This is a genomic window from Streptomyces sp. NPDC050147 (genome assembly GCF_040660195.1).
Taxonomy (GTDB): domain Bacteria; phylum Actinomycetota; class Actinomycetes; order Streptomycetales; family Streptomycetaceae; genus Streptomyces.
Window position 1 is genome coordinate 1 of record NZ_JBFALJ010000024.1, and the last position, 16,551, is coordinate 16,551.

General features: G+C 70.1%; 20 protein-coding genes. 17 read left to right on the forward strand and 3 right to left on the reverse strand.

Annotated elements, in window-relative coordinates:
- Positions 1 to 87: 87 nt before the first annotated feature.
- Positions 88 to 903 carry an AAC(3) family N-acetyltransferase gene (locus AB0I94_RS30545; RefSeq protein WP_363312930.1) on the reverse strand — a complete coding sequence of 272 codons (816 nt, stop codon included), beginning with the start codon at positions 901 to 903 and terminating at the stop codon, positions 88 to 90.
- A gap of 161 nt (positions 904 to 1,064) precedes the next feature.
- Between AB0I94_RS30545 and AB0I94_RS30550 the strand changes: the two genes are divergently transcribed.
- The 8 genes from AB0I94_RS30550 (at position 1,065) to AB0I94_RS30585 (ending at position 7,637) form a co-directional block, all read left to right on the forward strand.
- Positions 1,065 to 1,787: a metalloregulator ArsR/SmtB family transcription factor gene (locus AB0I94_RS30550; RefSeq protein ID WP_363312931.1), complete on the forward strand. Its 723-nt coding sequence runs from the start codon at positions 1,065 to 1,067 to the stop codon at positions 1,785 to 1,787.
- Positions 1,784 to 3,205, forward strand: a complete 1,422-nt coding sequence (sufB, locus tag AB0I94_RS30555; RefSeq protein WP_363312932.1) for a Fe-S cluster assembly protein SufB — start codon at positions 1,784 to 1,786, stop codon at positions 3,203 to 3,205. The genes AB0I94_RS30550 and sufB overlap by 4 nt, the downstream gene beginning before the upstream one ends.
- A gap of 70 nt (positions 3,206 to 3,275) precedes the next feature.
- The gene (gene sufD, locus AB0I94_RS30560) at positions 3,276 to 4,469 is read left to right on the forward strand and encodes a Fe-S cluster assembly protein SufD (protein WP_363312933.1); all 1,194 of its coding nucleotides are present in this window, start codon (positions 3,276 to 3,278) and stop codon (positions 4,467 to 4,469) included.
- Positions 4,466 to 4,783, forward strand: a complete 318-nt coding sequence (locus tag AB0I94_RS30565) for a bifunctional 3-phenylpropionate/cinnamic acid dioxygenase ferredoxin subunit (RefSeq protein WP_363312934.1) — start codon at positions 4,466 to 4,468, stop codon at positions 4,781 to 4,783. The genes sufD and AB0I94_RS30565 overlap by 4 nt, the downstream gene beginning before the upstream one ends.
- Positions 4,784 to 4,788: 5 nt before the next feature.
- The gene (gene sufC / locus AB0I94_RS30570; protein WP_363312935.1) at positions 4,789 to 5,553 is read left to right on the forward strand and encodes a Fe-S cluster assembly ATPase SufC; all 765 of its coding nucleotides are present in this window, start codon (positions 4,789 to 4,791) and stop codon (positions 5,551 to 5,553) included.
- Positions 5,550 to 6,818: a cysteine desulfurase gene (locus AB0I94_RS30575; protein WP_363312936.1), complete on the forward strand. Its 1,269-nt coding sequence runs from the start codon at positions 5,550 to 5,552 to the stop codon at positions 6,816 to 6,818. Before sufC ends, AB0I94_RS30575 begins: the two co-directional genes overlap by 4 nt.
- 16 nt (positions 6,819 to 6,834) lie before the next feature.
- Entirely contained in the window at positions 6,835 to 7,305 is a 471-nt protein-coding gene (sufU, locus tag AB0I94_RS30580; RefSeq protein ID WP_363312937.1) for a Fe-S cluster assembly sulfur transfer protein SufU, read from the forward strand.
- Complete coding sequence (locus AB0I94_RS30585) at positions 7,302 to 7,637, forward strand: metal-sulfur cluster assembly factor (protein ID WP_160504340.1); 336 nt, start codon at positions 7,302 to 7,304, stop codon at positions 7,635 to 7,637. Before sufU ends, AB0I94_RS30585 begins: the two co-directional genes overlap by 4 nt.
- Before the next feature lie 55 nt (positions 7,638 to 7,692).
- On the opposite strand, the gene AB0I94_RS30590 is transcribed toward AB0I94_RS30585, so the two are convergent.
- Positions 7,693 to 8,799, reverse strand: coding sequence for a hypothetical protein (locus tag AB0I94_RS30590; RefSeq protein WP_363312938.1), 1,107 nt, complete (start codon positions 8,797 to 8,799; stop codon positions 7,693 to 7,695).
- A gap of 135 nt (positions 8,800 to 8,934) precedes the next feature.
- Between AB0I94_RS30590 and AB0I94_RS30595 the strand changes: the two genes are divergently transcribed.
- From AB0I94_RS30595 to AB0I94_RS30620, 6 genes are all read left to right on the forward strand, one after another.
- On the forward strand, positions 8,935 to 9,255 hold the full coding sequence (locus tag AB0I94_RS30595) for a multidrug efflux SMR transporter (RefSeq protein ID WP_363312939.1): 321 nt from the start codon (positions 8,935 to 8,937) through the stop codon (positions 9,253 to 9,255).
- On the forward strand, positions 9,255 to 9,800 hold the full coding sequence (locus AB0I94_RS30600; protein ID WP_363312940.1) for a TetR family transcriptional regulator C-terminal domain-containing protein: 546 nt from the start codon (positions 9,255 to 9,257) through the stop codon (positions 9,798 to 9,800). Before AB0I94_RS30595 ends, AB0I94_RS30600 begins: the two co-directional genes overlap by 1 nt.
- A gap of 135 nt (positions 9,801 to 9,935) precedes the next feature.
- A complete protein-coding gene (gene dapD, locus AB0I94_RS30605; protein WP_363312941.1) occupies positions 9,936 to 10,925 on the forward strand; it encodes a 2,3,4,5-tetrahydropyridine-2,6-dicarboxylate N-succinyltransferase in 990 nt (329 codons plus the stop codon).
- A gap of 107 nt (positions 10,926 to 11,032) precedes the next feature.
- Positions 11,033 to 11,629, forward strand: coding sequence for a hypothetical protein (locus AB0I94_RS30610; RefSeq protein ID WP_363312942.1), 597 nt, complete (start codon positions 11,033 to 11,035; stop codon positions 11,627 to 11,629).
- Between the two features lie 89 nt (positions 11,630 to 11,718).
- Positions 11,719 to 12,327 (forward strand): SigE family RNA polymerase sigma factor, encoded by a 609-nt coding sequence (locus tag AB0I94_RS30615; protein ID WP_363313073.1) that lies wholly within the window; start codon positions 11,719 to 11,721, stop codon positions 12,325 to 12,327.
- On the forward strand, positions 12,324 to 13,547 hold the full coding sequence (locus AB0I94_RS30620) for a WD40 repeat domain-containing protein (protein WP_363312943.1): 1,224 nt from the start codon (positions 12,324 to 12,326) through the stop codon (positions 13,545 to 13,547). Before AB0I94_RS30615 ends, AB0I94_RS30620 begins: the two co-directional genes overlap by 4 nt.
- On the opposite strand, the gene dapA is transcribed toward AB0I94_RS30620, so the two are convergent.
- On the reverse strand, positions 13,534 to 14,478 hold the full coding sequence (gene dapA, locus AB0I94_RS30625; RefSeq protein WP_363312944.1) for a 4-hydroxy-tetrahydrodipicolinate synthase: 945 nt from the start codon (positions 14,476 to 14,478) through the stop codon (positions 13,534 to 13,536). The genes AB0I94_RS30620 and dapA overlap by 14 nt on opposite strands.
- 195 nt (positions 14,479 to 14,673) lie before the next feature.
- On the opposite strand from dapA, the gene AB0I94_RS30630 reads away from it, so the two are divergent.
- From AB0I94_RS30630 to AB0I94_RS30640, 3 genes are all read left to right on the forward strand, one after another.
- The gene (locus tag AB0I94_RS30630) at positions 14,674 to 14,856 is read left to right on the forward strand and encodes a hypothetical protein (protein WP_363312945.1); all 183 of its coding nucleotides are present in this window, start codon (positions 14,674 to 14,676) and stop codon (positions 14,854 to 14,856) included.
- Positions 14,853 to 15,521, forward strand: a complete 669-nt coding sequence (locus AB0I94_RS30635; RefSeq protein ID WP_363312946.1) for a hypothetical protein — start codon at positions 14,853 to 14,855, stop codon at positions 15,519 to 15,521. The genes AB0I94_RS30630 and AB0I94_RS30635 overlap by 4 nt, the downstream gene beginning before the upstream one ends.
- 171 nt (positions 15,522 to 15,692) lie before the next feature.
- Positions 15,693 to 16,481, forward strand: coding sequence for an SGNH/GDSL hydrolase family protein (locus AB0I94_RS30640; protein WP_363312947.1), 789 nt, complete (start codon positions 15,693 to 15,695; stop codon positions 16,479 to 16,481).
- Positions 16,482 to 16,551: the final 70 nt, after the last annotated feature.

Consider the following 16,551-nt stretch of genomic DNA (forward strand, 5'->3'; position numbering starts at 1 on the left):
CAGCCCACCCCCTTGCGGATACCTCATATGACCGGCCTACTGCGAAAACCAAGACTTGTCAGCCCTCGCGACATCACGCCAACAAGGTCAGTAACGGGCCCACTCGGCGCGCGAGCGGTGGGTGTCGAGCCAGCGCTCCGCGTACGCCACCGCGTCGGCCACCGGGAACAGCCGGGCCGTCGCCGCGCCGACCCGGCCCCGCGTCACGGGGCGGTCCCGCTCGAAGTCAGCGCCGAGTTCGTCGAAGCGCTCCTCGGTGATCGAGGTCTCGCGCACCGTCGTCCAGCGGCGGCCCTGCGGGGTCATGACCGCGAAGGAGTTCGACACTTCGGGCGCCGGGAGCCGGTACTCGGCCAGGTGGAAGGAGGTGCAGGAATCGAATCCCGCACCGAGCAGCAGGACCCGGGCGCCCGATTCCTCGAGGCGGGCCAGCGGGCTGCGCTCACCGAGGCGGCAGTCCAGGGCGTGCCCCTCCAGGAGCGCCGACGCGCGGGGGCCGACCGCGGCGAAGGAGGTCTGGGGGTGGGCGCTGCGCAGGGCGCCCGGCCAGGTCCGTACGGTCTCGGGGATCACGCCGACGCCTCGGGTGGGGGTGGTGCGCGGGTCGTAGGCGGGGAGGGAGGCGCGGATCCGGGGCCACCAGGACTCCGGTACCGGCGGGTTCTCCCACTCGGCCGGGTCGGAGTTGTCGCTGGACTGCGCGGGGACCACGAGCGTGCCCTTTTGGCCCAATGCGTCGAGAAGCGCTTGGACGACGGCCACCTGGCCCCCGGCGACCCAGCCGAGGGAGCTGAGCGAGGAGTGCACGAGGAGGGTCTCCCCGGGGTTCACGCCGAGCTCGCGGAGGTCGGCCGCGAGGGACGCGCGCGTGCACAAAGGGCCGGTCGGAGGGGGTGTCGACATGTTCAGGGAGTCTCCTCGCCCCGGTCCCCGCCCGCCACCGATTTGATCGATCAGTGATCATTCCCGCAGGTCAGCTTAGGTATGCCTAAGTGATGCAGCGCACCGAACCGTGATCCCGGCCTGGGTTGTCAGGCTCTGAGGAATTACGCAACAATGGCGTTGTGAAAAACGTTGGCGAGGCTCCGCAGGAGGAACTCGCGACCGGGGAGCGGTCCACACGCAACCGGGTCGCGCGCTCCATCCTGGACAACGGCCCGTCCACGGTGGCGGACCTCGCGACCCGCCTCGGTCTGACCCAGGCCGCGGTGCGCCGGCACCTCGACACCCTCGCGCACGAGAACGTGGTCGAGCCCCGCGAACAGCGGATCTACGGCGCACGTACGCGCGGGCGCCCCGCCAAGGTCTTCGCGCTCACCGACTGCGGCCGGGACGCCTTCGACCAGTCGTACGACAAGCTCGCCGCCGACGCCCTGCGCTGGATCAGCGAGCGGCACGGCGAGGAAGCGGTCGTCGAATTCGCCCGCGAGCGGATGGCCGCCCAGGCCGTGGCCTACCGGAAGACGATCGACGCGGCGCCCCCCGAGCAGCGCGCAGAGGCCCTCGCGAAGGCGTTGACCGCCGACGGGTACGCTGCTACGGCCCGCACGGCTCCGGTAGGCGAGCAGCTGTGCCAGCACCACTGCCCGGTCGCCCACGTCGCCGAGCAGTACCCACAACTTTGCGAGGCGGAGACGGAGATCTTCTCCGCCCTCCTCGGGACGCACGTCCAGCGGCTCGCCACCATCGCCCACGGCGACGGCGTGTGCACGACGTTCATTCCCAGCATCACCCCGCAGACCACTGATATCGCATCCGCAAGCACGGCCGGGAGGAACCCCGAATGACGCTCCCCACGGAGACTGCCCACCCCGAACTCGATGGTCTGGGCACGTACGAATACGGCTGGGCCGACTCCGATGTGGCCGGTGCATCTGCCAAGCGCGGCATCAACGAGGACGTCGTCAAGGACATCTCGCAGAAGAAGTCCGAGCCCGAGTGGATGACGAAGCTGCGCCTCAAGGGCCTGCGGCTGTTCGACAAGAAGCCCATGCCCAACTGGGGCTCGGACCTGTCGGGCATCGACTTCGACAACATCAAGTACTTCGTGCGGTCCACGGAAAAGCAGGCACAGTCCTGGGAGGACCTGCCCGAGGACATCAAGAGCACGTACGACAAGCTCGGCATCCCCGAGGCGGAGAAGCAGCGCCTCGTCGCCGGTGTCGCGGCCCAGTACGAGTCCGAGGTCGTCTACCACCAGATCAACGAGGAGCTCGAGGCGCAGGGTGTCATCTTCATGGACACCGACACCGCGCTGAAGGAGCACCCGGAGCTCTTCAAGGAGTACTTCGGCACGGTCATCCCGGTCGGCGACAACAAGTTCGCGTCGCTGAACTCCGCGGTGTGGTCCGGCGGCTCGTTCATCTACGTGCCGAAGGGCGTGCACGTCGAGATCCCGCTCCAGGCCTACTTCCGTATCAACACGGAGAACATGGGCCAGTTCGAGCGGACGCTGATCATCGTCGACGAGGGTGCCTACGTGCACTACGTCGAGGGCTGCACGGCGCCGATCTACAAGTCGGACTCCCTGCACTCCGCCGTGGTCGAGATCATCGTCAAGAAGGGCGGCCGCTGCCGCTACACGACGATCCAGAACTGGTCGAACAACGTCTACAACCTGGTCACCAAGCGCGCCGTGGCGTACGAGGGCGCGACCATGGAGTGGATCGACGGCAACATCGGCTCCAAGGTGACGATGAAGTACCCCGCCGTCTACCTGATGGGCGAGCACGCCAAGGGCGAGACCCTGTCGATCGCCTTCGCGGGCGAGGGCCAGCACCAGGACGCCGGCTCCAAGATGGTCCACATGGCGCCGAACACCTCCTCGAACATCGTCTCCAAGTCGGTGGCACGAGGCGGCGGCCGCACCTCGTACCGCGGTCTGGTCGAGATCGGTGAGGGCGCTCACGGCTCGAAGTCGAACGTGCTCTGTGACGCGCTGCTCGTGGACACGATCTCCCGCTCGGACACCTACCCCTACGTCGACGTCCGCGAGGACGACGTGTCGATGGGGCACGAGGCCACGGTCTCCAAGGTCTCCGACGACCAGCTCTTCTACCTGATGAGCCGCGGTCTGACGGAGTTCGAGGCCATGGCGATGATCGTGCGCGGCTTCGTCGAGCCGATCGCCAAGGAGCTCCCGATGGAGTACGCCCTGGAGCTGAACCGGCTGATCGAGCTGCAGATGGAGGGCTCGGTCGGTTAAGACCGGCCGCCGTCCCCCGCAGCGACTGACTTCTTACGCAGTGACGCAGAGAGAGAGCACGACGACAGCCATGGCTGAGGCTCAGAATATCCCGGTGGGGTCCACCACCGCCGGATCCATCGCGGTGGCCGCCGAGTCCACCGTCGCCACCCGCATGAGCGCGCCCCCGTCCTTCGACGTGGCGGACTTCCCCGTCCCCCACGGCCGCGAGGAGGAGTGGCGGTTCACGCCGCTGGAGCGCCTGCGCGGGCTGCACGACGGCACGGCAATTCCCGACGGGGGCGCCACCGGCGGCATCCGCGTCGAGGTGACGGCCCCGGCGGGCGTGACCCAGGAGACCGTCGGCCGTGACGACGCGCGCGTGGGCAAGGCGGGCAAGCCCGTCGACCGCGTCGCCGCGCAGGCCTACGCGTCCTTCGAGAAGGCCTCGGTCGTGTCCGTCCCCAAGGAGACGGTCCTCACCGAGCCGATCCGGATCGCCGTGCACGGCGAGGGCGGCACCGCCTTCGCGCACCAGGTCATCGAGCTGGGCGCGTTCGCCGAGGCCCTCGTCGTCATCGACCACACCGGTGACGCCGTGCTCGCCGCCAACGTCGACTTCGTCGTCGGCGACGGCGCCAAGCTCACCGTCGTCTCCGTCCAGGACTGGGACGACAAGGCCGTGCACGTCGCGCAGCACAACGCGCTGATCGGCCGGGACGCCTCCTTCAAGTCGGTCGTCGTGACCTTCGGCGGCGACCTGGTGCGCCTGCACCCCCGCGTCGAGTACGCGGGCCCGGGCGGCGAGGCCGAGCTCATCGGCCTGTACGTCACCGACGCCGGCCAGCACCAGGAGCACCGCCTCCTTGTCGACCACAACCAGCCGCACTGCAAGTCGAACGTCGTCTACAAGGGCGCGCTCCAGGGCGACGACGCCCACGCGGTGTGGATCGGCGACGTCCTCATCGAGGCCGCCGCCGAGGGCACGGACACGTACGAGTTGAACCGCAACCTGGTTCTGACCGACGGCGCCCGCGTCGACTCCGTGCCGAACCTCGAGATCGAGACCGGCGAGATCGTCGGAGCGGGCCACGCCTCGGCGACCGGCCGCTTCGACGACGAGCAGCTCTTCTACCTGCAGTCGCGCGGTATCCCGGAGGGCGAGGCGCGCCGCCTGGTCGTCCGTGGATTCTTCGCCGAGCTGATCCAGCAGATCGGCCTGCCCGACGTCGAAGAGCGGCTCCTCACCAAGATCGAAGAGGAGTTGGAGGCGTCGACCGCATGACCTTCGTACGCGCCTGTGGCCTGAGCGAGCTGTCGGAGGACACCCCGAAGCGGGTGGAACTCGACGGCACGCCGGTCTCGGTCGTCCACACCGAGGGCGAGGTGTTCGCGATCAACGACATCTGCTCGCACGCGAACGTCTCCCTCTCCGAGGGAGAGGTGGAGGACTGTCAGATCGAATGCTGGCTGCACGGCTCCGCCTTCGACCTCCGCACCGGCAAGCCGTCCGGTCTGCCCGCGACGCGCCCCGTCCCCGTATACCCCGTAAAGATCGAAGGGGACGATGTGCTCGTCTCCGTCACCCAGGAGTCCTGAGGCACATGGCAACGCTTGAAATCCGCGACCTGCACGTCACCGTCGAGGTCGAGAACGGCACCAAGGAAATCCTCAAGGGTGTCGACCTGACCGTTAAGCAGGGCGAGACCCACGCCATCATGGGCCCGAACGGCTCCGGCAAGTCGACGCTCGCCTACTCCGTCGCGGGACACCCCAAGTACACGATCACCAAGGGCACCGTCACGCTCGACGGCGAGGACGTCCTCGAGATGTCCGTCGACGAGCGCGCCCGCGCCGGCATGTTCCTGGCCATGCAGTACCCGGTCGAGGTTCCCGGCGTCTCGGTCTCCAACTTCCTGCGTACGTCGGCGACGGCGATCCGCGGCGAGGCCCCCAAGCTGCGCACCTGGGTGAAGGAGGTCAAGTCCGCGATGGAGCAGCTCCAGATGGACCCGGCCTTCGCCGAGCGCAACGTGAACGAGGGCTTCTCCGGCGGTGAGAAGAAGCGCCACGAGATCCTCCAGATGGAGCTCCTCAAGCCGAAGATCGCGATCCTCGACGAGACCGACTCCGGCTTGGACGTCGACGCCCTGCGCCAGGTCTCGGACGGCGTCAACCGCGTCCGTGAGACCGGCGAGGTCGGCACCCTGCTGATCACGCACTACACGCGCATCCTGCGCTACATCAAGCCCGACTTCGTGCACGTCTTCGCGAACGGCCGCATCGCCGAGTCCGGCGGCGCCGAGCTCGCCGACAAGCTCGAGGCCGAGGGCTACGAGGCTTACACGAAGGGTGGCGTATCCGCGTGACAGTGGCCCACCAGGGGCTCACCGGCCTCCTCGACACCGAGGCGATCCGCAAGGACTTCCCGATCCTGGATCGCACGATCCACGACGGCAAGAAGCTCGTCTACCTGGACAACGCGGCGACGTCCCAGACGCCGCGCCAGGTGCTCGACGTAATGAACGAGTACTACGAGAAGCACAACGCCAACGTCCACCGCGGAGTGCACATCCTCGCGGAGGAGGCCACGGCGCTCTACGAGGGCGCCCGTGACAAGGTCGCGGCGTTCATCAACGCGCCGAGCCGCAACGAGGTGATCTTCACCAAGAACGCCTCGGAGTCGCTCAACCTCGTGGCCAACATGCTGGGCTGGGCCGACGAGCCCTACCGCGTGGACCACGAGACCGAGATCGTCATCACGGAGATGGAGCACCACTCCAACATCGTGCCGTGGCAGCTGCTCTCGCAGCGCACGGGCGCGAAGCTGAAGTGGTTCGGTCTCACGGACGACGGCCGGCTCGACCTGTCGAACATGAACGAGATCATCACGGAGAAGACGAAGATCGTCTCCTTCGTCCTGGTCTCGAACATCCTGGGCACGCACAACCCCGTCGAGGCGATCGTCCGCCGTGCGCAGGAGGTCGGCGCCCTGGTGCTGATCGACGCCTCGCAGGCGGCCCCGCACATGGTGCTCGACGTGCAGGCGCTGCAGGCCGACTTCGTGGCCTTCACCGGTCACAAGATGCTCGGCCCGACGGGCATCGGCGTGCTGTGGGGACGGCAGGAGCTCCTGGAGGACCTTCCGCCCTTCCTCGGCGGCGGCGAGATGATCGAGACCGTGTCGATGAGCTCGTCGACCTACGCTCCCGCGCCGCACAAGTTCGAGGCGGGCACGCCCCCGGTCTCCCAGGCCGTCGGCCTGGGCGCGGCCGTGGACTACCTCTCGGCCATCGGTATGGACAAGATCGCCGCTCATGAGCACGCGATCACCGAGTACGCGGTCAAGCGGCTCCTGGAGGTCCCCGACCTCCGGATCATCGGCCCGGCGTCGGCCGAGGACCGCGGTGCCGCGATCTCGTTCACGCTCGGCGACATCCACCCGCACGACGTGGGCCAGGTCCTGGACGAGGAAGGCATCGCGGTCCGCGTGGGTCACCACTGCGCCCGCCCCGTCTGCCTCCGTTACGGAATTCCTGCGACCACGCGAGCGTCGTTCTATCTGTACTCCACGCCCGGCGAGATCGACGCGCTCGTCGACGGCCTGGAGCACGTACGGAACTTCTTCGGCTGAGGGGCTGACCGGGAACGTGAAGCTGGATTCGATGTACCAGGAAGTCATCCTGGACCACTACAAGCACCCGCACGGGCGCGGTCTTCGTGATGGCGACGCCGAGGTGCACCACGTCAACCCGACGTGCGGCGACGAGATCACGCTGCGCGTGAAGTACGACGGGTCGACGATCGCCGACGTGTCGTACGAGGGGCAGGGCTGCTCCATCAGCCAGGCCAGCGCATCCGTCCTGAACGACCTCCTGGTCGGCAAGGAGCTCGCGGACGCGCAGAAGATCCAGGAAGCCTTCCTGGAGCTGATGCAGTCCAAGGGCAAGCTGGAGCCGGACGACGCGATGGAGGAGGTTCTGGAGGACGCCGTCGCGTTCGCCGGGGTCTCGAAGTATCCGGCGCGTGTGAAGTGTGCTCTGCTGAGCTGGATGGCGTGGAAGGACGCGACGGCGCAGGCGCTGGGTACCGAAGACGTCGCTGAGAGGAAGACCGCATGAGCGAGAACGAAACACTGACCAAGCCCGCCTCCGAAGAAGAGGTGCGCGAGGCGCTGTACGACGTGGTCGACCCCGAGCTGGGCATCGACGTCGTCAACCTCGGCCTGATCTACGGCATCCACGTCGACGACGCGAACATCGCGACGATCGACATGACGCTCACCTCGGCGGCCTGCCCGCTGACGGACGTCATCGAGGATCAGGCGAAGTCCGCCACGGACGGCATCGTCAACGAACTCAGGATCAACTGGGTCTGGATGCCGCCGTGGGGCCCGGACAAGATCACGGACGACGGCCGCGAGCAGCTTCGCGCGCTCGGGTTCAACGTCTGAGACACGTACCCATGGTTCGGCCCCCCGCGCTTCGGCGCGGGGGGCCGAACTGTTTCTACGGCACGGGCTGCGGGGCCGACGAGGCTGCCGTCAGGGTGTGCGCCAGGCCCTCCTTGCGGATGCGGCTGTCGAGGTACAGCAGGGCGGTCACCAGCGGGAGGAACACGGTGGCGGCCAGTTGGGCGAGGAAGCTGCCGAGCAGGCCGAGGACGGCGTACAGGCCGAACTGGGAGCGCAGCTGGTCGAGGAGGTAGGCCGACGCGGAGTCGTCCGGGTCGACCGCGGGCGGGGTCGGCGCGGCGAACTGAAGGGGCAGTCGGAGGGCGAGGGAGACGCCCACCACGATGAGGCCCGCGAGCAGCGAGATGCCGAAGGTGCGCCACCAGGCGCCGCGCACCAGGCGCACGGAGCGACGCAACGCCGTGAAGGGGCCCGCCGATTCCAGGGCCGCGGCCGCCGGGGCGAAGGCGAACAGGACGTACAGCCAGGCCGCGAGTGGCATCGACACCAGGAACAGCGGGAAGACCAGGCCGATGGGGATGAGCGACTGGGTCATCATCAGGAAGAGGATGGAGAAGAGGACCAGCGCGAAAGCGGCTACCGGCAGCATCAGGATGAGCGAGAGCAGCAAGGTCACGGCCAGCACGGACGGCGTCCGTGACCACGCCTTGCGCCAGACCGCGCCGAACGACGCCGGGCGGCCGAGTACCGCCTCGTGCAGCGTGGCGGCGCACGAGGCCTGGATGAACGAGTTGACGACCAGCGAGGCGAGCATGAACAGCAGCCACGCCAGGCCGAACGCGACGAGGATCGGCCTGCCGTCGTCCCAGGTGAAGTCCGCGTCCGGTTCGTACATGGCGCTGATGTGCTCCCGGGTCGCGACGTAGGCGAGTCCGAGACCGGCCACGACGACGACGGCGAGCAGGCCGTAGGCCGCGGCGGCGGTTCCGAACAGCGGCTTGGCGTAGCGCCGCATCGTCGCGAACGCGCCGCCGATGATGTGGTTGGCGCCGAGCGGCGCGAGGGGGATGACGCCCGGCTTCGGCGGCGGGGGCGGCGGCGCCCAGCCGCTGCCGTTCCAGCCCCAGCCGGGCGGCGCGCCGTAAGGACCCGGTGGTCCGCCGTAAGGCGTCTGTGGTCCCCACCCCGATGTGTCCGGCATCGCTCTTGTGCTCCATAGCGTCGTGCGGTTCTCGCCGCGTGTGCTCTGTGGCCCCCACAGTGATCGCGTCACCTTAACCGGTTGCCCCACGGCTTCTGCGTACGCCCGTACACAACGTTGTGTACTGTCGTACACATGGGATACGGACTGCTGGCCGCGGCCATCGCGGCGGAGGTGGCCGGGACGACGGCCATGAAGTACAGCGAGGGGTTCAGCAAGCTCTGGCCCTCGCTGATCACCGTCGTGGGGTACGTCATCGCCTTCACATTGCTCGCACAGACCCTCAAGACGCTGTCCGTCGGAACCGCGTACGCGATCTGGGCGGGAGCGGGCACTGCCGCGGTCGCCGCCATCGGGATGCTGTTCCTCGGCGAGTCCACCGGCCTGGTCAAGATCGCGGGGATCGTTCTCGTGATCGCGGGCGTCGTCGTGCTCAATCTGGGCGGTGCCCACTGATGGCCCGCCGGTACGACCCCGAGCGCCGGCAGCGGATCATCGACGCCGCGATCCGAGTGGTGGGGCAGAAGGGGATCGGCGGGCTCAGCCACCGGTCGGCGGCGGCCGAGGCCGATGTGCCGCTCGGCTCGACCACCTACCACTTCAAGACACTCGACGAACTGTTGCTCGCCGCTCTGGAGCAGGCCAACGAGGGCTTCGCGAAGGTGGTCGCGGGCCGAGGCGGCTTCCAGGACCCGCGGGTCGACCTCGCCGGTGAGATCGCCGAGGTGCTCGGGATGTGGCTCGGCCAGGAACGCACGGGGATCGAGCTCGAGTACGAGCTGTACCTGGCTGCGCTGCGCAGGCCCGCGCTGCGGCCCGTCGCCGCCTGCTGGTGCGACGGACTCGCCGGGGTGTTCGCCGAACGCACCGACCAGGCCACCGCGCGCGCCCTGGTCGCCCTGATGGACGGGATATGCCTGCAGGTACTGCTCACGGACGGCGTGTACGACGAGGCGTACGCGCGCGAGATGTTCAACCGGCTGATTGCGTCGGGTGGTTGACGGGAGGCGGCGGCCGTCCGCCACCGGCTTCGTCCCGGTGCCGGCGGGGCATGTCCCCGGGCGGCCCCACCGCCCCGAGGCCCGGTCGCTGAGACCGGTTCGCCCGCGCGCCGCACCTCCGGTTAGGTTTCACCCATGACCGACACGACTGCATCTCGCACCACCGGCGCCGTCGCCGCAGGCCTCGCCACCCTCACCGCCGACGGCACTGTTCTCGACACCTGGTTCCCCGCGCCCGAGCTCGTCGCCGAAGCGGGCCCCGCGGGCACCGAGCGGCTCACCACCGAGCGTGCCGTGCAGCTGCTCGGTGAGGGCGCGGGCAAGGCCATCGGCCGGGACGCCCGCCGTGGCGTGGAGATCGTCGCCGTGCGTACGGTCATCGCCTCCCTGGACGAGAAGCCGATGGACGCCCACGACGTCTACCTGCGCCTGCACCTGCTCTCGCACCGCCTGGTCAAGCCGCACGGCGTGAACCTCGACGGCCAGTTCGCCTTCCTCGCCAACGTCGCCTGGACCTCGCTCGGCCCGGTCGCCGTGGACGACGTCGAGAAGGTCCGGCTCAACGCCCGCGCCGAGGGCCTGCACCTCTCGGTGACCTCCGTCGACAAGTTCCCCCGCATGACGGACTACGTCGCGCCGAAGGGTGTCCGCATCGCCGACGCCGACCGCGTGCGCCTTGGCGCGCACCTCGCCGAGGGCACGACGGTCATGCACGAGGGCTTCGTGAACTTCAACGCGGGCACGCTCGGCACCTCCATGGTCGAGGGCCGCATCTCCGCCGGTGTCGTCGTCGGTGACGGCTCCGACATCGGCGGCGGCGCCTCCACGATGGGCACCCTCTCCGGCGGCGGCAACGTCCGCATCGTCATCGGCGAGCGCTGCCTGATCGGCGCCGAGGCGGGCGTCGGTATCGCCCTCGGCGACGAGTGCGTCGTCGAGGCCGGCCTCTACGTCACCGCCGGGTCCCGCGTGACCATGCCCGACGGGCAGATCGTCAAGGCCCGCGAGCTCTCCGGCGCCTCGAACATCCTCTTCCGCCGCAACTCGGTGACCGGCGCCGTCGAGGCCCGCCCGAACAACGCGGTGTGGGGCGGTCTGAACGACGTGCTGCACAGCCACAACTGATCACCGCCGCCCGCGGAACAGAGCGCCCTCCGGTCTCCCGGAGGGCGCTCTTGCGTAAGCTGCCCTCCCGTCATGGCGCGGGCCGTGCGGGACGACAGGAGGCAGACATGCACCGAGCGGGGATCCGGGCCCTTGCCCTGAGCGGGACGGTGATACTCGCGCTGGTGGCAGGGTGCGGTCAGAGCCCTGGCGTGGGCGGCGACGCGGCCCAGGGGGCGAACCGGATATCCAACGGCGACCACCGCCATCCGCTGGAGAAGAGCGACATCCCCTGGAGCGGCAGCCCGAGCCCGTTCAACGCACAGGTCAAGCTCGCCGACGGGCGGCGCGTGGCGATGCATTACATGAAGGGCAAGGGGCTCTTCGTGCAGGACTACAGCCCCGAGGCCAAGGGCTGGTCGAAGTCGGCCGTGGTCCACAAGACCAGGACCGACGCCTGTCAGGGCATCACGCTCAAGGCCAAGGACGGCACCGTCGCGGCTTTCGGGGACTTCGGCGTCTACTGCGCCGACGGTGAGCCGCCGACCGAGTCGGTCGCCGCGGTCGCCACGGGCCCGCTGACGAAGTGGGCCACGCACCTCACGAAGGACTTCGACGGCTGGGAGAAGATCGCCGTCGCCGCCGGGGGCAAGAAGGTCACGTTCAGCCGGGGCGGCGACACACTCCGGTGGACCAAGGCAGGGGGCTTCCCCGCCGCGGGCTGAATCACGCGGACACAGGCATAGCCGGAGGCATCCGGGACCGTCTTCATGGGTGAGGGGGGCAGCAGGCCCACCAGGGAGCGAAGGTGACGATGGATGCCCAGGCACAGGAGAACTTCCGGGAGTTCGTGGCGACCCGGACATCGACGCTGCTGAAGACCGCCGTACTGCTCAGCGGCGGCGACCGGCACGCGGCCGAGGACCTGCTGCAGAACGCGCTGGTCAAGGCCGCGGGCCGCTGGCACAGGATCGACGACCCGGAAGCGTACGTCCGGCAGATCCTCTACCGGCAGCAGGTGAGCCGCTGGCGCCTGAAGTGGCCGCGGCGCGAACTGGCCGTCGCCGAGCCGCCGGAGAGCGCCGAGCGGGACGGCGCGGGCGCCGCCGAGCTGCGCGTCGTGATGCGGGCCGCGCTCGCCCGGCTCACCACGCGCCAGCGCACCGTACTGGTCCTGCGCTACTTCGAGGACCTGCCGGAGGCCGACGTGGCCCGGCTCCTCGGCTGCTCCGTCGGCACCGTGCGCAGCACCACGCACCGCTCGCTCGCCAAGTTGCGCGGTCTCGCCCCCGAGCTCGCGGCGCTCGACGGGCCGGACCCCGGAGCCGGGCGGCAGCCGCCGCGCCGTGACCACTCGTCCGTGTCGCCCGTGTCGCCCGTGTCGCCCGTCTCGTCCGTGTCACCCGTGGAGGTACAACCGTGAACGTCGAAGAGCTGGTGCGCGCGTCGCTCCAGGAGCAGGCGGACGACGGCGTGCGGCCCCCGGCCGGTTTCGCCGAGCGGGTGCTGACCGTGAGGCGTCGCCGCAGGACCCGGACCATCGCGGGCCTCGCGGTCGCCACGGCCGCGGTGGTGGCCGCCGCGGTGGCGGTTCCCGCGCTCGACGGGGGCGACGGCGTACGTCCGGCGAGCGACGGACAGACCGGCGATGTCGTCGCCCACCCCGACCAGTCGCCGCCCCGCGACCTGATCGCGGCGGGGAACACCGCGCTCGCCGCGTTCTACACGACGAGGACCACCGATCAGCCGGACGGCGACCGGCTCGTCACTCGCACCTACGGTCTTCTCGACCAGAGGACCGGGAAGTACGAGAAGGCGTCCAAGAAGTGGGCCTGGATCGATGTCGCGCCCGGCATGCGGACGGCCGCCGTCCTGGAGGGCGAACTCCCGGCTCGGCGCATCGGCGTCCTCGACCTGATCACCGGCAAGTTGGAACGCTGGATCCCGGTGAACCACCCGGTCGCGGGCGTCAGTTGGTCGCCGGACGGCAGCAAGCTGGTCGCCACCGCGTACAGCAAGAATCCCGACCGGCTGATCGACCTGCCCGACGACCACCCCGACAACGATCCCCAGCCGCACGGCAGCCGCACGGGTTTCTTCGTCGTGGACGCCGCCTCGGGGGACGTGGGCGCCTTCCGTGAGCTGCCCCAGAAGAGCGCCGGCGAGTTCGGCTTCTTCGACGGCAACCCGCGGGAGGACCTGGAGTGGAGCCGTGACGGCGAGCTGCTCTACGTACAACTGGCGATGGGGGCCGACGGCGAGAACCGCGCCTGGTACACCCTGGCGGGAGCCAAGACCGAGGCGCCCGCCGCCGAGAAGTACGCGGGCTGGCCCGAGGCCGGCCTGTCGCCCGACGGCAAGCTGCTCGCGAGCGACGGCAACGACAAGGGCTCGCCGCTCCTGGACCCCACGACCGGCAAGAAGGTCACCACGGTGCCGGGGCAGCAGCTCCTCGCCTGGGCCGACGACAAGCGGCTCATCGCGTGGGGCTGCGCCCCCGAGAAGTGCGACGGCAAGGGGGAGTACCGCAATCAGCTTCTGCTGGTGACCGTCGGCAGCGAGAAGGTCGTGCCGCTGAGCGACTTCCGCAAGGCGTCGGCCACCTATCCGGGGCGCTGGACGCCGATGTTCACCGCCCGCTGACCCTGTTCACCGCCCGCTGACGCAACGCCTCGTACGCGGTCAGCAGCCCGTCGGTCGCCTCGCGGCCGGCGGGCCGCAGTGGTGCGCGGACGGGGCCGGCGGGCAGACCGAGCGCGCCGAGCAGCGCCTTGGAAGTGACCGTGCCCGGGAGTCCCGCGCCCATCATCAACTCGATGAGCTCCATGGCTTCTTGCTGACCTCGGCGAGCGGACGCGGTGTCGCCCGCGTCGAACGCGTCGATGATCGCCCGCAGTTGTCCGGGCGCGGCGTTCGCCACCGTGCTGATGTATCCCGCGCCGCCCACCGCGTACAGCGCGAGGATGAACTCGTCGCAGCCGGTGTAGTACGCCAAGTCGGTCCGCGACAGCACCTTCTGGGTGCCCATCAGGTCGTACGCGCAGTCCTTCACGGCGACGATCCGTGGATGCTCCGCGAGCCGCAGCATCGTCTCCGGCTCGATGCGGGTCCCGGTGCGGCCCGGGATGTCGTAGAGGGCGAGCGGGAGCCCCGCCGCGTCGGCGACCTCCAGGAAGTGCGCCTCGACGGCGTCCTGCGGCGGCTTGCTGTAGTAGGGCGTCACCACCAGCAGGGCGTCCGCGCCCGCCTTCTCGGCCTCCAGCGCCATCTCGACGGTGTGCCGCGTGGCGCAGCTGCCGACGCCCGCGACGATCGTGGCTCGGTCGCCGACCGCCTCGGCGACGGCCCGCACGAGCGCTGCCTTCTCGCTGTCGGAGGTGGTGGGGGACTCGCCGGTGGTGCCGGAGAGCACGAGTCCGTCGCAACCGTCGTCCACCAGCCGCTCGGCCAGCAGTTGGGCGCCGTCGAGGTCCAGCAGACCCTCGTCGGTGAACGGCGTGACCATCGCGCAGAGAGCGCGGCCGAGGGGAGGGGCCGTAGGGGAGGGCGATGGAGAGGGCGAGGGTGAGGTCATAGAGGCAGTGTCGGTACGCCAACGCTGAAGCTCCACTTAATTCTGCTACGAGGTATTCAGCAGGAACGCTAAGAGGATGCCGTCGGCAGGCCTACGCCCCAGGACACGGCCTAGTGCCAACTCGCCCCTGTATGGGCCACCATGGGCCGACGGTAGTCGACGGACGGCCGCGCGGCGGTCGCCACAGGAGGCGTCATGAGGCTGGGCAAAGCACTCGCCACCGGGATCGCCGAAGAAGCTCCCCAGGAGCGCCCGGGGGAGAAAGACCTTGAGCGGTACGCCGAGCCCGGGCACGCGGAGCCCGAGCCCGAACCGGCGGCGACGGCCGAGGAGCCGGCGGCCGAGGTCCCCGCGGTCGAGGTCCCGGCCGTCCGATGAGGCTGCGGCTCCCCGCGGAACGTCCGAAGGAGCCGCCGACCGGATACAAGATCGCCCGCCTCGCGCTCTCCCAGGACGGCGCGCGGGCGGGGTTCACCGGCGTCTCCCTGGGCGCCGCCCTGCCCTACGGCGCGCTCGACGAGGCCCGCTGCGTCTACGGCCGGCGGCACGCGGCGCCGCACCGCCGCTGCGACTGCGGCTTCCACTGTGTCCACGAACGGGCCGTGGCGCAGGCCCTTCTGTGCGTGGGCGAGCACCGCGGGGCGGCGCTGCTCCAGGTCACGGTGCTCGGCGCGTACATCCGCTTCGAGCGCGGATTCAGGTACGCGCGGCAGCGGGTGCGCGCGGTGACGGTGCGGCCGTGCGACTGCGGGGCGCGAGCGTCGGTCCTCGTGGACGCCGGGTGGGGCAGGCCGGGGTGGCGGGGGGGCGAGGGGGTGTGCGGGGTCTGTGCGGGCAGGCGCGCGTCGGTGCGGCTCGCGGAGTTCGCCCGCCTCGCCGGGGAGGGCCTCACGGTCACCGCGGCGCCCCCGGAGTCCGTGCCGGGGTCGCCCTACCAGGCCATGGGGGTGCCCGAACTGGTCGCCGAGGCGGCGTTGCTGCAGGCCCGACTCGACGTGTTCCAGGGCGAGTTGGCGCGGCTCGCGGGGGACGAGCGGAGTTAGCGCGCGCCGTCCGGCACGGGCGTCACCGGACGCGGCCCTCGGCGCGAACGCCTCGTACCGCACGGGCGTGAATCCCCTGGTGGACGGCGGCGGGCACGTCCGCTGAGCAGCGGTGTGGCCGGCGGTCGCCGTCGCGTTGACGTGCCATGGCTTCAAGGGGAGGCTCTGGCCATGACGACGCATGCGTACGCCCGCTATGTCGCGATCGGCGACAGTCAGACGGAAGGGGTCGGCGACGGTGACGAGGTGCACGGATACCGCGGCTGGGCCGACCGGCTCGCCGAGATACTGGCCGAGGGCAACCCGGAGTTCGGATACGCGAACCTCGCCGTGCGGGGCAGGCTGACGGCCCGCATCAAGGCCGAGCAACTGGCCCCGGCCCTCGCGCTGCGCCCGGACCTGGTCACGGTGATGGCGGGCATGAACGACCTGGTGCGCCCCGGCTTCGACGCGGCCCAAGTGGCCGGCGACATCGAGGACATGTTCACCGAGCTGACCGCGGCGGGTGCGCGTGTGGCCACCGTGACGTTCCCCGACCTCGGGCGGATCTCGCCGCTGGCGCGCAGGGCGCTGCCCCGCGTCCTGGACCTGAACGCCCGCATCCGCGCGGCGGCGGACCGCCATGGAGTCGCCGTCCTCGACACGTTCCCGCACCGGGTCACCACGGACCCCCGCCTGTGGAGCACCGACCGCCTGCACGCGAGCCCTCTGGGGCACGCCCGGATCGCCGCCGGCATGGCGGACGCGCTGGGCATCCCCGGCCACGAGGACTGGATACGGCCACTGCTGCCCCCACCGCCTCCGGTCTCCACGCTGCGGGCACTGGCGGCGGAGGCGGCGTGGTTCGCGGGGTTCATGGGCCCGTGGGTGTGGCGGCGCCTCAGGGGCCGCTCCTCGGGTGACGGACGCGAGGCGAAGCGGCCGGAACTGGCCCCGATGGCTTCTTCTGAACGGGCTTGACCTCAAGTGAACTTGAGGTCGCAGTGTGTGCGTCACGGGCCGCGCAGGGCCCGTCCACACGCTGAAGGAG